Genomic DNA, 14,910 nt, shown 5'->3' on the forward strand with positions numbered 1-14,910 from the left:
CATCTTTTGCTTAACCGTTAGCTAAGCAAAAGACGCGGAAAAGACCATCCCTTTGCAGGGATGGTCGGGTAAGTATTATTTGCGTTGATAATCGATAGACAGTCCGTAACCCTGCACGCCATCGTTGCCAAGGGTAACACCACCGCTTTCGCCGTTGTCGAAGGCACTCTTCGCTTCGGCATTGGTAACCGGAACCACCAGATCGGTGTTGTTATAGGTACTGCTGACAAGACCGCCCGCCGCGCCCAGTTGCTTACTGTTGCCGGTAAATTTCCAGCGGTAGTTGTAATCGCTGGTAACGTCTTCACCGGTATCGTAGGTGCCGTTACTGTTTTTATCTTTCCACAGCAGAACTTTATAGGTGGTATTGGTTTTAAGCGTAGTCGCCGTACCCAACAGGTTAGTCGTCGAACCTGACTCGTAAACCACCACTTTCACGTTTTCATCAACCACTGGACCTTCCGGAATATCATCATCGTCCGCACCGCCGCCCGCGTTGGTAGAAAGGTCACCGAGCAGCAGTACGGTGGCAACGTTGGGATCCCCGGTGGTAGTGGTTGGTGTCATTTTGATACCGAGATAATAGTCGGCATCATCGGCCTGAATGGTGTAGCTATCCTGCCCGGTTGTTCCGCTAATTTCTTCCGCATCCGAACCATCCTGGTTCTTAGAACGCACCCAAACCATTGTCGCTTTGGTGGCGGTATTGTTGGCGTCAAGGTCACCTTCCGTATCGCCAATCGCCCAGTTGAGCGTCACCTTATCGCCCACGTGGAACTGCTTGTCACCTTCGCTGATGACCGTACGACTAGCGCGTTCGACGGTGACTGTCACATGATCTTTGTCGGTATCTGTAGTTTTATCTGCCGCGCGAGTGATCCACGGTACAGTCCCCTGAATCGTCCCCGTGCTGTCGGAAACAATCTGCCATTGTCCACTCTTAAGATTGCCATTTGCCGCCATAGCCGGAACGGAACAATATCCTGCGACTACCAGTGCCAGAGCGACCTTAGTTAGTCGACGTTTTACGATTTGCTGCATTAAGACTCTCCTTTTCTTTATGTTTCAGCGATTGGCCGCTCAGCCACTACGCTGTGCTATTTCTGGCTATACGAAACCCGTATGCCGTATCCCTGAACGCCATCCTGGACATTCGCGCCAAATTTCTGCGCGGCCTCTTTGTTGGTTGCAGGAAGAACTAGATCTTCATTGGTGGTATTTGACTCGGCGCCGGTATGCCCATGCGTGCTCTGCCCAGTGAACTCCCACTGGTAGTCATACTGCGCCATTTCTTCTTCCGTCAGCTGCTCTGACATCTGGAATACGCTATCGCTGTTGGCATCACGCCAAAGCACGAAGCGGTAGGTATTATTGAGCGTGGGGTGTTGTTGTTCTTTGCCCATCAAATTGACCGGCTGTGCGGCTTTTACTTGATAGATGATACCGCTGACACCACCGGAGTCACTTCCCAGGAAGGTAACGTCAACATAGTTACTGTCGCCATAAACATCCGTATTTGCTTTCCAGCGGTAGGTTCCCGGCAACGTACTCGACAACGTAACCGTACCCGCCGTTTTGTCTCGATTAGCGATAAATACACAGGGGTTTTCTACAGTACACGCCGTCGTCGACAGCGCGACTTTTTTATCATTGCTGTCGTACAGCTCAGGGGTCATTACGTCATCAACCAGCTCGTTGCCATTACGGTCGGTGGTATCACCATTCGAATCGGTTAACAGCACGTCCAGCACCACGCCATCAGCACCATCAGCCTGTGCACTGGCAGCGTGGCTGTGATCGGTACGATCAGCATCAGCGATATTATCGACAACCAGCTCAATCCGGCGGTCCTGCTGCACGGTAATTTCCGCAATGCCCGAGTTCTGTTTGTTCCCCTTATCATCTTCCAGGGTAATGCGGACTTTCCAGGTATTCAACGTCGTGCGTTCTTCTTCTGTGCTGGCATTGATCCACGCTGGTAGCACCAAATTCCAGCGGTTATTGTTACCTTCTGTGAGCATGTTCGCTTTTACCACCGGCATCACCAGCGTGCGGTTGGCGTTGTTTTTCGCCTGCCATGAGGCTGTAATAATTTTATAGCGATGGTTAATGAGCGCGTTGATCGTCCATTTACATTTCTCCAGGCCAATACCGGCTTCCGGTTTGTCCTGAATGACACATTCTGGGTTTTCGTTGGTTTCATCGGCTTTCAGCCACAGAGTGACATCCAGCGGATCCTTTTCGCGGTATTCCAGAACGATAAAGTTATTACGATCGACAAAATCGGTGCGGCTTCCAGCCAACGAGTGTTGGGTTTTCACATTTTCGGGATCAAGCTGTGCTGCCAGCGGGGTACCAAACTGGTAGGTCATTGATGCCGTTACGCTTAAGTCAGTATTGTCTCCCGTACCAGCCTTATAATCTGCCGCCAGCGTAAGTAAAGGAACCGGTGTGTAACTCATTCCAACGGTCACAGCGTGCGGATTTTTTTGCAGGTTATCTGTCCCGAACAGCGCGACCTCATCACCATAATACTGCTCATAAATCAGTTTGCCGCCAAGCTGCGGATAGAATGGTAGCCACGCCTCTGTCCGCACGTCCCAGCCTTGAGCCGGACGTTCTTCGTAAAACTCAAAATCTTCAGAATCTTTCCAGTCCGACAGAGGATGGTAATAGTTTCCGGAAAAACGCAGAAAATCGGTCCACGCCTCGCCACCTAAACCCAGACGGCGGTGACCACGCGTAAAGTCGTAGTCATAAAACACGTTGCTCCCCAGCAACCACGCCCCTACATTCTGACGCACGCCGAACCCCACGTTACCAATGGTACGATCTTCTTTTCGCTGGGCTGAAAACTGACTAAAAAACAATGTGCTTTGGGTATCGTACCAGGGAACAAAATAATCCAGCGAACTACCTTCCAGATCCCCCCCTTCACCAATTGCCAGGCTGGTACGCACTTTGCCATAGGGCGACATTAATGATTCAATTCCAGATTGTGCAGACGAAGTCATTTGCCCCTGAAAATAGCTACGGGCCTGAGATTCAAGCGCTTCTGGTGCTAGATTATCAAACCCTTGCGTGGCAGAATTAATAAAATAGTCAGCGCTTTTTTCTGTATATGATTTTCCGAGATTCTCTTGTTCTTTTTTTTGCGCTGAGTCACTGGCTAAATCAGGTAATGAGGTTTCACTCACTTTTTCAGCTACTGGAGATACACTGGTGCCTGAGGCTGAAACAACGCCACCATAAAGTAACACGAGTATGAGAATGCGCATCCATTGCGCCATACGACAACCATCCTTGAGTTTATCGCAATAACTAAAATATAATATTGTTTTATATCGAGAAATTCACTCCGGCTTACAATGTAAATATCAATTCATTACGCGAATGAATATATAAACATTCTAAATATTGCCTACTATCGATAATATCAGACATAAAAATAAGTAGGCAAATTAGAAACTCTAAATTTACTTTTAATTATTATTAATGAAAAATTCGACGCGTTTCTTCGAAATAAGTCCATGCCCATGCGGACAAAAGTAGTCCACAGCACCGCAGGCTTTTAATATCTGGAGTTGCTGATGACACTCCGGACAACGCGCTTCAAGCTGAATATCTTTATGACAGTTTTCGCAGTGCGCCGCTCCGTTTTGTGGCTCTACTGGTGTATGACAATCCGGGCAAGTAACCGACATGATAACTCCTTGAGATAATTTTCACTGTCTGGATTTTAACACGATTCACCGAATGAATGAGACCGACGCCGATGCGGACACCTCAAATGGTGCAAAGATGCGGTAGTGATAAACAGGGGATGGTGTGGTATGGGCTGGATTGCCGGGGCATAACGCCACCCCGGCGAAATGGAGAGATTACTTCGCGTTAGCTGCCGGTTTAGTCTGGGTATTTTCCAGCATACGGCGGATCGGAACAATGAGGACGATCAGGACCGCGGCGCAGATAAGCAGCGCAATGGAGCAACGCGCAAACAGGTCTGGCAGCATATCCAACTGGTCAGCCTTCACGTGACCACCAATCAGGCCTGCGGCCAGGTTACCCAGCGCGCTTGCACAGAACCACAGCCCCATCATCTGACCACGCATTCTTTCTGGCGCCAGCAGCGTCATGGTCGCCAGACCAATTGGGCTCAGGCACAGTTCGCCGAGCGTCAGCATCAGGATACTGCCCACCAGCCAGAATGGAGAAACGCCCGCGCCGCCATTTGTCAGCACATCCTGCGCCGCCAGCATCATTATGCCAAAGCCTGCCGCCGCACAGAGAATGCCGATAACAAACTTGGTGATACTGCTTGGGCGAATGTTCATGCTCGCAAGTTTAGGCCACGCCCAACTGAATACCGGCGCAAGCAGGATGATAAACAGGGCGTTAATCGACTGGAACCACACGGCCGGGATTTCAAAGTCCCCGATCATACGGTTAGTGTAGTCGTTGGCAAACAGGTTAAACGAAGTCGGTTTCTGCTCAAACGCAGACCAGAAAAACGCCGCAGAAACCAGCAATATAAAGCAGACCAGCAGTCTGGCGCGTTCTTTACGGTTCAGGCCCGCAAAGACAAACAAGTAGATGAAATAACAGGCGACGGATGCCGCAATCACGTACACCAGCATGCTGGCTACCGCAACCGGGTTAATCACAATCACACCCTGCGCAATCAGCGTAACAACGACGGCCACACCCGCAGCCAGCGCGAGTAACCACGCCCCGACACCGTTTTTCTTCGCTACCGGGTTGTTCCAGGTGGAGTCCAGCCCCACTTCGCTATCGTAACGTTTCATCGCCGGTACGGCAAAGATACGGAAGATAATCAAAGCTACCAGCATCCCGATACCGCCAATACCAAAACCCCAGTGCCAGCCATGCGTTTTAATCAGCCAGCCTGAGATCAACGGTGCTATGAATGAACCGATGTTGATACCCATATAGAACAGCGAGAAACCGCCATCACGGCGCGCATCGCCTTTTTTATACAGCGTACCGACCATGACCGAAATACAGGTCTTAAACAGACCAGAACCCAGCACGATGAACATTAGGCCGATAAAGAACAGGTTGTTACCCATGATGGCAGAGAGCGCAATCGACAGGTGGCCGAGCGCAATCAGAATAGAGCCATACCACACCGCTTTCTGCTGGCCGAGCCAGTTATCCGCCAGCCAGCCCCCCGGCAGTGCAGCGAGATACATGGTACCGGCAAAGATACCGACAATCGCAGAGGCATTTTCACGCGCCAGCCCCATGCCACCGTCATAAACGGTGGCCGCCATAAATAAGATCAGTAACGGACGGATGCCGTAAAACGAAAAACGCTCCCACATCTCCGTGAAAAATAGCGAGCCTAGCGGATAGGGATGGCCGAAGAACGTTCGGCTTTCTTGTGGTTGAGTAGACGGTTGCATAATTCTCCTGAAAAGATATGTGTTGTGCGAGTAAACACCACGCTGTACGCCGGCCAGTTATGTATCTGGTCGATTTTTTTACAGGTAGCGAAAAGTTAATTAGCCATTTGAGGGTCTGGAGCCAGTTTTGTCTAGTACCAACCCCTGCACTTTAAGATGAAAATTCGACAATTGTCTACTTTCTTAGATTTAAACTTGGTCAAAAAAGAATAGTCATTGACATTGTACAGACACACAGGACTATAAACAGACGAAAAAAACCCGCGACGAGCGCGGGTTTTCATAATCAGCAAGGGTTACTTACTTTTTTTAATATGTTGAATCAAACGCTTACGCTTGCGCATTTGTGTTGGCGTCAACGTATTACGCTTATTCGCATACGGGTTTTCCCCTTCTTTGAACTGAATACGGATCGGCGTACCCATCACTTCCAGCGACTTACGGAAGTAGTTCATAAGATAACGTTTGTAGGAATCAGGCAGGTCTTTAACCTGGTTGCCGTGAATCACCACAATTGGTGGGTTATAGCCACCAGCATGCGCATATTTCAACTTCACACGACGACCGCGCACCAGCGGCGGCTGGTGATCTTCTGTCGCCATGGTCATGATGCGGGTCAGCATCGCGGTACTGACGCGGCGGGTTGAGCTGTCATACGCTTCACGCACTGACTCAAACAGATTACCCACACCACTGCCGTGCAGCGCAGAGATAAAGTGCACGCGGGCAAAATCGATAAAGCCCAGACGGAAGTCCAGCGTCTCTTTAACCTGCTCTTTCACTTCCTGGGTCAGGCCGTCCCACTTGTTGACGACGATGACAAGTGAGCGCCCACTATTGAGAATAAAGCCCAGTAGCGACAGATCCTGATCGGAAATACCTTCGCGGGCATCAATCACCAGCATCACCACGTTGGCGTCTTCAATCGCCTGCAGCGTCTTGATAACGGAGAATTTTTCTACCGCTTCGGTAATTTTTCCGCGCTTACGCACGCCTGCAGTGTCGATCAGCACATATTCGCGACCGTCACGTTCCATCGGGATATAAATACTGTCACGCGTGGTTCCCGGCATATCGTAAACCACCACGCGGTCTTCGCCGAGAATACGGTTAGTGAGTGTGGACTTACCGACGTTCGGACGCCCGACAATCGCCAGTTTGATTGGCAGATCCTGCGGATTGAAGTCGTCTTCAGGCTCCTCTTCACCGTTTTCTTCGGCTTCCAGCTTCGCCCAGTATTCCGCGTCTTCATCCACTTCTTCCTGCGGCGCTACGTCATCCATCCACGGCAGCAGAACGTGCTCCAGCAGGCTGAGAACACCACGACCGTGAGAAGCTGCGATCGGGTGAATTTCACCTAACCCCAGCGAATAAAAATCAACCACCGCCTGATCCGGATCGAGTCCGTCAGTTTTGTTGGCGACCAGGAAAGTCGGTTTTTGGCGCGAACGCAGATGTTTGGCGATGGCTTCATCTGCCGGCATCAGGCCAGCACGCGCATCAACCATGAACAGCACAACATCCGCTTCTTCGATGGCTAGCAGCGACTGTGCAGCCATGCGGGTTTCGACCCCGTCTTCGGTGCCATCAATACCGCCGGTATCAACACAGATAAACTCGCGTCCTTCAATCTCAGCACGACCGTACTTACGGTCACGAGTCAGACCCGGGAAATCCGCAACCAGCGCATCTCGGGTGCGAGTTAGACGGTTAAATAACGTGGATTTGCCAACGTTAGGGCGCCCGACAAGCGCGACCACAGGTACCATGTTTAAAGCCTCATTTAAAAAATCATCAGACAACGGACGTATTTTTACGCCATTGTTAAAAACAGGAAAACGGCCCCTGCACCAGGAGCCGTTTTTCAAAGCGAGCGGCAGGACGATTAACGCGTAATGGAATACAGCGTACCGTCTTTCGCCTGGATCAGCAGTTTACCATCAGCCGATACTGGCTCGGTCAGGAAACCGGAGCTGTCGACTTTCTGCTGGGCCACAAAGCGGCCATCATCAATGTTAATCCAGTGCAGATAGCCTTCGCTATCGCCAACAACCAGATTGCCATTATACAGCGCCGGAGACGTCAGCAGACGGTGAAGCAGATCGCTCTGCGTCCACAGCGTTACGCCGCCGTCAGTGGTTAACGCCAGCACGCGGTCATTCTGATCTACCAGATAGATACGGTTGCCATCGACGATGAAATCATTCACCGAGCCGAGTTCACGTTTCCACATAACCTGGCCGCTGCGCAGATCCAGCGCCGTCAGGTTACCATTATAAGCCAGGGCGTACACAACGCCATTAACGATAACCGGCGTGGTGTCAACATCACTCAGACGATCGATTTCTGTTGGACCGGTCGCCTGAGAAATACGTTGCTGCCAAATCATCTGGCCCTGTTGCATCAGCACGGCGCTCACGCGACCGTTATCACCGCCGACAATCGCCGCACCAAAAGCGCTAGCCGGGGCTGATTCGCCGCGTAACGAAAGCGATGGCATATCCAGGTTGACGGTCCATTTGACGGCACCGTCAGCTTCGTTTAACGCCTGCAGTTGACCGTTGCTGGTGTGAATCAATACCACACCATCACTCACCACCGGGCGAGACAGCGCTTCACCGGCAACACGAGTCTGCCAGGCAATAGTACCGTCGCTGGTATTAAGCGCATAAACCTGGGCTTTTTCGCTGCCGATATAGACGTGACCACCGGAAACCGTCACACCACCAGAAAGCTGTGCAGAGACTCTAGAGAACCAGCCGTCTTTTTCCGCCAGATTGACGGACCAGACTTCTTTGCCATCATCCGCGTTCAGAGCTTTAACGACGCCTGTACGATCCGCCGCATAGACAACGTTATCTGCCAGCGCAGGATGAAGATTGGAATAGAAATCACCAATACCGTTACCTACAGACGTGCTCCAGGCTGTAGACGGAGTAAACTGGTTTTCAACCACCGGTAATGGGGACATCTTAACGACATCTTCTTCGCCACCAAACAGTGAACAGCCGCTTAATAGGGTAACGGAAAGCAGCCCTGGCAGAAGTAATTTACGCAATTGCATCGGGTCCCTCTCAGATGGACAAATTATTGATTTTCATCTGCATCATTTCGCTCAGAGCAGGAGAGGCTTCGCTTTTTACACCCGCTTCCCATGCGCTACGCGCGCCTTGTTTATCGCCTTTGCTCAGCAACGCTTCGCCACGCAGATCGGCGACAATGGCCGCCCACCCTTCACCTTTAATGGTGTCGAGCGTTTTCAGCGCGGTATCCGCTTGTTTAAGCTGAACTTGCACACGCGCAAGACGCAGATTAATCACCGCTTTGAGATTCTCATCGCTGGTCGCCGCCAGTCCTTGTTGCAACTGGGTAGCGGCTTTCTCAAGTTCGTTTTGATCAACAAACTGCTGCGCCAGTTCCATCGACGCTAACGCGCCGTAGGTATTTTTGTTCTCTGCGGCAAATTTCTCTGCGGCAGGAATGCTGTCCTGCTTACCCGCACTGACCGCAGTCACTGTATTTTGATACGCCAGAGAAGCAGAGCGTGTGGACTCCGTCTGATGGCTGGTCCAGTAACGCCAGCCAACCAGTGCGCCAACCCCTAAAATAACCCCAACCACCAGCGCTTTGCCATTTTCGGCAAAGAAGCGTTTTACCGCATCAACCTGGTCGTTTTCGTTCTCGTAAATTTCCACGCTGTCCTTCTCCTTAGCAAGTCAAAGTGCGCAAATGCGCGGCAACGCTATCCTGCGCTACTGCCGTTTGCTCACCAGTGCGCAAATCCTTCACTACAACAGTACCATCAGCCACTTCGGACTCACCCAGTACCAGTGCAACGCGAGCGCCCCACTTATCGGCGCGAGCAAACTGTTTCTTAAAGTTGCCGCCACCGTGGTTTGTCATCAGTTTTACGCCCGGAACTTCATCGCGCAGACGTTCAGCCAGCGCCATTGCCGCCGACTGCGTATCTGTACCTGAAGCGATCAGGTATATATCGACAACAGGAGAAGCAATAAATTCCGGATTAACTGCCTGAACTAACAAAACAAGTCGTTCCAGACCCATCGCGAAGCCAACCGCTGGCGTAGCACGACCGCCAAGTTGCTCGACCAGACCGTCATAACGACCGCCCGCACACACGGTACCCTGCGAGCCCAGGCTGCTGGTGACCCACTCAAATACGGTACGGTTGTAGTAGTCGAGACCACGAACCAGTCGTTGGTTAACGGTGTAAGCAATACCTGCTGACTCCAGCAGTGTACACAGACCGGCGAAATGCGCGCGTGAGTCCTCATCCAGGTAGTCGCCCAGCGCCGGAGCGTCGTTGAGCAGCGCCTGCACTTCCGGATTTTTGGAATCGAGTACACGCAGCGGGTTGGTATACATGCGACGCTTGCAGTCTTCGTCCAGTTTGTCTTTATGCTGTTCCAGGTACGCCACCAATGCATCTCGGTAGTTAGCACGGGCTTCCAGAGAACCGATGGAGTTCAGTTCAAGGCTAACATGCTGAGAAATACCCAGTGCACGCCACCAGCGAGCGGTCAGCATAATCAGCTCAGCATCAATGTCCGGGCCTTGTAGGCCAAACACTTCGACACCCAGCTGATGGAATTGGCGATAGCGACCTTTTTGCGGGCGCTCGTGGCGGAACATCGGTCCGATATACCACAGACGCTGTTCCTGATTGTACAGGAGACCATGTTCGATGCCGGCGCGTACGCAGCCAGCCGTTCCTTCAGGACGCAAAGTCAGGCTATCGCCATTACGGTCCTCAAAGGTGTACATCTCTTTTTCAACCACGTCGGTCACTTCACCGATCGCGCGTTTGAATAACGGGGTCTGCTCTACAATCGGCAAGCGGATTTCACTGTAACCGTAGCTGCCGAGCACGTTTTTAAGAGTGCCTTCAATGCGCTGCCAGATGGCGGTTTCGCCAGGCAGATAATCGTTCATGCCGCGAATGGCTTGAATGTTTTTTGCCACGTTTATTCTCTTTATGGATATAAAAATGAACCCTCAGCGCTAACCCGAACAATGCGGGCGCCATGCGGGTTCAATCATACACGGGAAGCACGCCGCTTCCCATCACGTTGTTATTTTTCAACCTGCTGCACGTCAATTCGACGCGCTTCGTCCAGGATGCTGGCTTTGGCACGAATACGGGCTTCTAGCTGGGTAATCATATCGTCGTTATCGATACGATCCTTACGTACACCGTCTTCATACAGGCCGCTTTTCTTGTTGCCACCCGTCACGCCGAGCGTGGAAACCAACGCTTCACCAGGACCGTTTACCACACAGCCGATGATCGAAACGTCCATTGGCGTGATGATGTCTTCCAGACGTTGCTCCAGCGCGTTAACCGTGCCGATGACGTCAAACTCCTGACGAGAACAGGTTGGGCAGGCGATAAAGTTGATCCCGCGCGCGCGAATGCGCAGCGATTTCAGAATATCGAAGCCTACTTTGATCTCTTCTACCGGATCGGCCGCCAGAGAAACGCGCAGCGTATCGCCGATCCCTTCTGACAACAGCAAACCCAGGCCAATCGCGGACTTCACCGATCCGCTGCGTGCGCCACCGGCTTCGGTGATCCCCAGATGCAGCGGCTGATCGATCTGTTTGGCTAACAGACGATAAGATTCAACGGCAAGGAACACATCAGAGGCTTTAACGCTCACTTTGAACTGGTCGAAGTTCAGACGATCGAGATGATCCACATGACGCATAGCTGATTCCAGCAGCGCCTGCGGCGTGGGTTCGCCGTATTTTTCCTGCAGATCTTTTTCCAGCGATCCGGCGTTAACGCCGATGCGGATAGGAATGTTGTTATCGCGAGCGCAGTCCACCACCATGCGAATACGCTCTTCATTACCGATATTGCCTGGGTTGATACGCAGACAGTCGACGCCGTACTCCGCTACTTTCAGCGCGATACGGTAGTCAAAGTGAATATCGGCAACCAGCGGGACTGTGACTTGCTGTTTGATAAGCTTGAACGCTTCTGCAGCATCCATTGTCGGTACAGAGACTCGGACAATGTCAGCCCCAACGCGTTCCAGCGCTTTGATTTGATTGACCGTCGCCGCCACATCCGTGGTCCGCGTATTGGTCATAGACTGTACGGCGATGGGCGCGCCATCACCAATCGGCACATTCCCAACGTAAATGCGTGTCGATTTTCTACGTTGAATTGGAGCCTGATTATGCATTAAAAAATCTCCCGCATTGCCGTCTGTTACTGAGCCGCTGGTTGTTCGGCATTTACGGTCAGACGCGCAACCTGGTTAGTTCTGATAAAACGACTCAGGTCGACAGGTTTACCCTGGAACTGAATCTGCACTGCTGCCGGTGCACCAATTTTCAGTTTGTACGGTGCCTGGCCGACAAGATTTAACGTGCCATCTTTACGCTGCATACCGCTAAACAGTTTTTTACCGGTCGCATCACTGACTTCCAGCCAGCAGTCGGCGGTAAAATTCATCACCAGCGCGTTAGGATCGGCGGCAGGTGTTGTCACACCCGCTTGATCGGTCGGCAAAGGTGCCGCCGTAGCCGGTGAGGTTGGCGCCGTTGTCGCTGTGTCTACGTTGGCCTGAGACGGTGCCACTACCGCATTCTGTTGCGCATCTGCAGCAGCTGCTGGCACTGTGGCAGCGTCAGGTGCTGACGCTGCGTCTGCCGCCGCGCCATCATCCGGCGCGGCGGGGGTCATATCCTGACTTGCCGCAGCGCTGGTATCTAACGGCACGCTCTGGGCACTGTCTTTACCCGCATTTAGCTCAGCGGAGGATTGATCGGCCATCGTGGTGATCTCTTCCTGCTGCGCTTTATGATTCTGCCACCACCAGGCGCCAGTAAGTCCAACCACGACAAACAGTACCAGCCAGGTAAAGGTCATTAACCAGCCATCACGCTTTTTGCGGCGCTTACCGAGCGAGAAACTCTGCATCGGCGCCACTTTGGCTGGGCGAATCGGAGCCTGTTTTTCCAGCCCTGGCAACAGTTCTTCTTCAGGAATATGCACCAAACGCGCATAGGAACGGATATACCCGCGCAGAAACGTTGAAGCGAGATCGGCTGGCGCCTTATCTTCTTCAATATCGCGTACCGTGGAGACCTTCAGGCACAGTCGTTCCGCGACGGCCTGTTGGCTGAATCCGAGTTGTTCACGGGCATTGCGCAGGCGAACGCCGGTGGAGAGTGCTTCATTTTTGTCGTGCGTGGCTTCAGTATTCATTCGCTACAGCTGCGTAAATATGGGCTCTGGCGCCGGTGAGCCACAATGCTCACCCACACCGCGAAACATCTGGTCAGTTAACCTTGGTCAGACAGTATAAAACGGTCAGACTATCAATGACAAAACAGCGTAAACCTGAGGGCTAAACTCTTGTTGGGCCGCTACATACTGCCTTAAAGTCGACGAAAACGCACCGTTAATATTGACCTGACGAGTATAACAAATGACCGTATGTCACTTACATTGCACTACGGTACATTAATTATACCGTAGTGCACCAACATCAAACGGTCTTGATGTCGATAGCATCACCCTGCATGCGCTTGCGCAGAGTACGCTTGGTACGGTCAATGACGTCACCCGCCAGCTGACCGCAGGCTGCATCAATATCGTCGCCGCGTGTTTTACGCACGATGGTCGTGAAACCATAGCCCATCAACACTTTGGAGAAACGATCGATACGGCTGTTAGAACTCCGTCCGTACGGCGCGCCCGGGAACGGGTTCCATGGGATCAGGTTAATCTTACACGGCGTATCTTTCAGCAGCTCCGCCAGCTGATGTGCGTGCTCGGTACCGTCGTTAATGTGATCTAACATCACATATTCGATGGTGACGCGGCCCTGGTTGGCGTTCGACTTCGAAATGTAGCCACGTACCGACTCAAGGAACGTAGCAATATTGTACTTCTTGTTGATCGGCACGATTTCGTCACGGATTTCATCGTTCGGCGCATGCAGGGAAATCGCCAACGCAACGTCAATCATGTCGCCCAGCTTATCCAGTGCAGGGACCACGCCGGAAGTAGACAGCGTAACACGACGTTTTGACAGCCCAAAACCGAAGTCATCAAGCATGATTTCCATCGCCGGAACCACATTGGTCAGGTTCAACAACGGTTCGCCCATGCCCATCATGACCACGTTGGTGATAGGACGCACGCCCGTTGCCTTCACCGCACCGACGATTTTCGCCGCGCGCCAGACCTGGCCGATGATTTCCGACACCCGCAGGTTACGGTTAAAGCCCTGTTGCGCCGTAGAGCAGAATTTACACTCTAATGCACAGCCGACCTGTGAAGACACACACAGGGTGGCGCGATCGTCTTCCGGGATATACACAGTTTCTACGCGCTGGTCGCCAACGGCAATGGCCCATTTGATGGTGCCGTCAGACGAACGCTGCTCTTCCACCACTTCCGGGGCGCGAATTTCAGCGACGTCTTTCAGTTTGTTGCGCAGCACTTTGTTGATGTCAGTCATGTCATCAAAGTTGTCGCTGCAATAGTGGTACATCCATTTCATGACCTGATCGGCACGAAACGGCTTTTCGCCCATCTCTTTGAAGAATTCGCGCATCTGCTGACGGTTCAGATCCAGCAGGTTAATTTTTCCATTTTTATTTGGAACCGCAGCAATGACGACTTCAGAGGTGTTAACTAATTCAGACATAATTTTTTCCGGCCTCGTTGTTACACGTTATGGCCCGTGGAGGGTTGATAAAAAGAAACGCCCCGGCAAGCGGTCTGCTCTTCCGGGGCGTTGCATTGTACAAAGTCTGGCGCAGGGATGCCACGTTTGCACGAAGCATTAGCGAAAATAATATGTAAATGCTAATTCATCTCCAAAGGATTTCGCGTCGCAGGAAGACGGTAAGTTCGAGCATCCCCGGGAGCATAGAAAACTATGTGACCGGGGTAAACGAACGCAGCCAACGCATCGGCGACGTGGAAGACGCAGGAGATCAGCGAGTACGCGGGCAAACCTCGCCTTCGCCAAAGAAATAGGCGATTTCACGCGCCGCAGATTCGACGGAGTCGGAACCGTGGGTGCCGTTCTCGGTGAAGCTGTCAGCGTAATCTGCACGCAGCGTACCTGCCAGCGCATTCGCCGGGTTGGTTGCACCCAGCAGATCGCGGTGACGCTGAACGGCGTTTTCGCTTTCCAGAACGGAAACAACGATCGGACCAGAGGTCATGAATTCAACCAGGCCATCAAAGAACGGTTTGCCGTCGTGCTCGGCATAGAAGCCACGCGCCTGTTCAACGGTCAGGTGCAGCATTTTAGTCCCCACAATTTTGAACCCTGCTGATTCAAAGCGTGCGAAGATGCTTCCAATAACGTTTTTTGCCACCGCATTTGGTTTGATGATGGAAAAAGTACGTTCAATAGCCATGATTACCTCTGAAAAAATTGTTTTGTTGTGGTTTACCTGGCGCGGATTATAAAGAGCATCCCGGCAATTG

The 14,910-nt window shown here is 52.0% G+C and carries 12 protein-coding genes; all 12 read right to left on the reverse strand.

Features of this window, described 5'->3' with window-relative positions:
• Positions 1-75: 75 nt before the first annotated feature.
• The gene (locus tag M2374_RS07025; RefSeq protein ID WP_181688878.1) at positions 76-1,041 is read right to left on the reverse strand and encodes a SinI family autotransporter-associated protein; all 966 of its coding nucleotides are present in this window, start codon (positions 1,039-1,041) and stop codon (positions 76-78) included.
• A gap of 56 nt (positions 1,042-1,097) precedes the next feature.
• Complete coding sequence (gene sinH, locus M2374_RS07030; protein WP_181688877.1) at positions 1,098-3,290, reverse strand: intimin-like inverse autotransporter SinH; 2,193 nt, start codon at positions 3,288-3,290, stop codon at positions 1,098-1,100.
• A 192-nt stretch (positions 3,291-3,482) separates the two neighbouring features.
• The gene (locus M2374_RS07035; RefSeq protein WP_115257789.1) at positions 3,483-3,704 is read right to left on the reverse strand and encodes a zinc ribbon domain-containing protein; all 222 of its coding nucleotides are present in this window, start codon (positions 3,702-3,704) and stop codon (positions 3,483-3,485) included.
• Positions 3,705-3,881: 177 nt separating this feature from the next.
• The gene (locus M2374_RS07040) at positions 3,882-5,426 is read right to left on the reverse strand and encodes a peptide MFS transporter (RefSeq protein ID WP_115257788.1); all 1,545 of its coding nucleotides are present in this window, start codon (positions 5,424-5,426) and stop codon (positions 3,882-3,884) included.
• Positions 5,427-5,722: 296 nt separating this feature from the next.
• Positions 5,723-7,195, reverse strand: a complete 1,473-nt coding sequence (gene der, locus M2374_RS07045) for a ribosome biogenesis GTPase Der (protein ID WP_115257787.1) — start codon at positions 7,193-7,195, stop codon at positions 5,723-5,725.
• Between the two features lie 116 nt (positions 7,196-7,311).
• Complete coding sequence (gene bamB / locus M2374_RS07050; protein WP_096756176.1) at positions 7,312-8,490, reverse strand: outer membrane protein assembly factor BamB; 1,179 nt, start codon at positions 8,488-8,490, stop codon at positions 7,312-7,314.
• 10 nt (positions 8,491-8,500) lie between these two features.
• Entirely contained in the window at positions 8,501-9,121 is a 621-nt protein-coding gene (locus tag M2374_RS07055; protein WP_096756175.1) for a YfgM family protein, read from the reverse strand.
• A gap of 13 nt (positions 9,122-9,134) precedes the next feature.
• Positions 9,135-10,409, reverse strand: a complete 1,275-nt coding sequence (hisS, locus tag M2374_RS07060) for a histidine--tRNA ligase (protein ID WP_096756174.1) — start codon at positions 10,407-10,409, stop codon at positions 9,135-9,137.
• A 110-nt stretch (positions 10,410-10,519) separates the two neighbouring features.
• Positions 10,520-11,638, reverse strand: coding sequence for a flavodoxin-dependent (E)-4-hydroxy-3-methylbut-2-enyl-diphosphate synthase (gene ispG, locus M2374_RS07065; RefSeq protein ID WP_096756173.1), 1,119 nt, complete (start codon positions 11,636-11,638; stop codon positions 10,520-10,522).
• Between the two features lie 26 nt (positions 11,639-11,664).
• A complete protein-coding gene (gene rodZ / locus M2374_RS07070) occupies positions 11,665-12,666 on the reverse strand; it encodes a cytoskeleton protein RodZ (RefSeq protein WP_153879848.1) in 1,002 nt (333 codons plus the stop codon).
• Positions 12,667-12,949: 283 nt separating this feature from the next.
• The gene (locus tag M2374_RS07075; protein WP_096756171.1) at positions 12,950-14,116 is read right to left on the reverse strand and encodes a bifunctional tRNA (adenosine(37)-C2)-methyltransferase TrmG/ribosomal RNA large subunit methyltransferase RlmN; all 1,167 of its coding nucleotides are present in this window, start codon (positions 14,114-14,116) and stop codon (positions 12,950-12,952) included.
• Positions 14,117-14,408: 292 nt separating this feature from the next.
• Positions 14,409-14,840: a nucleoside-diphosphate kinase gene (gene ndk / locus M2374_RS07080; protein ID WP_044714626.1), complete on the reverse strand. Its 432-nt coding sequence runs from the start codon at positions 14,838-14,840 to the stop codon at positions 14,409-14,411.
• Positions 14,841-14,910 lie beyond the last annotated feature (70 nt).

This window comes from Citrobacter sp. JUb117 (assembly GCF_024809055.1).
Classification (GTDB): domain Bacteria; phylum Pseudomonadota; class Gammaproteobacteria; order Enterobacterales; family Enterobacteriaceae; genus Citrobacter; species Citrobacter gillenii.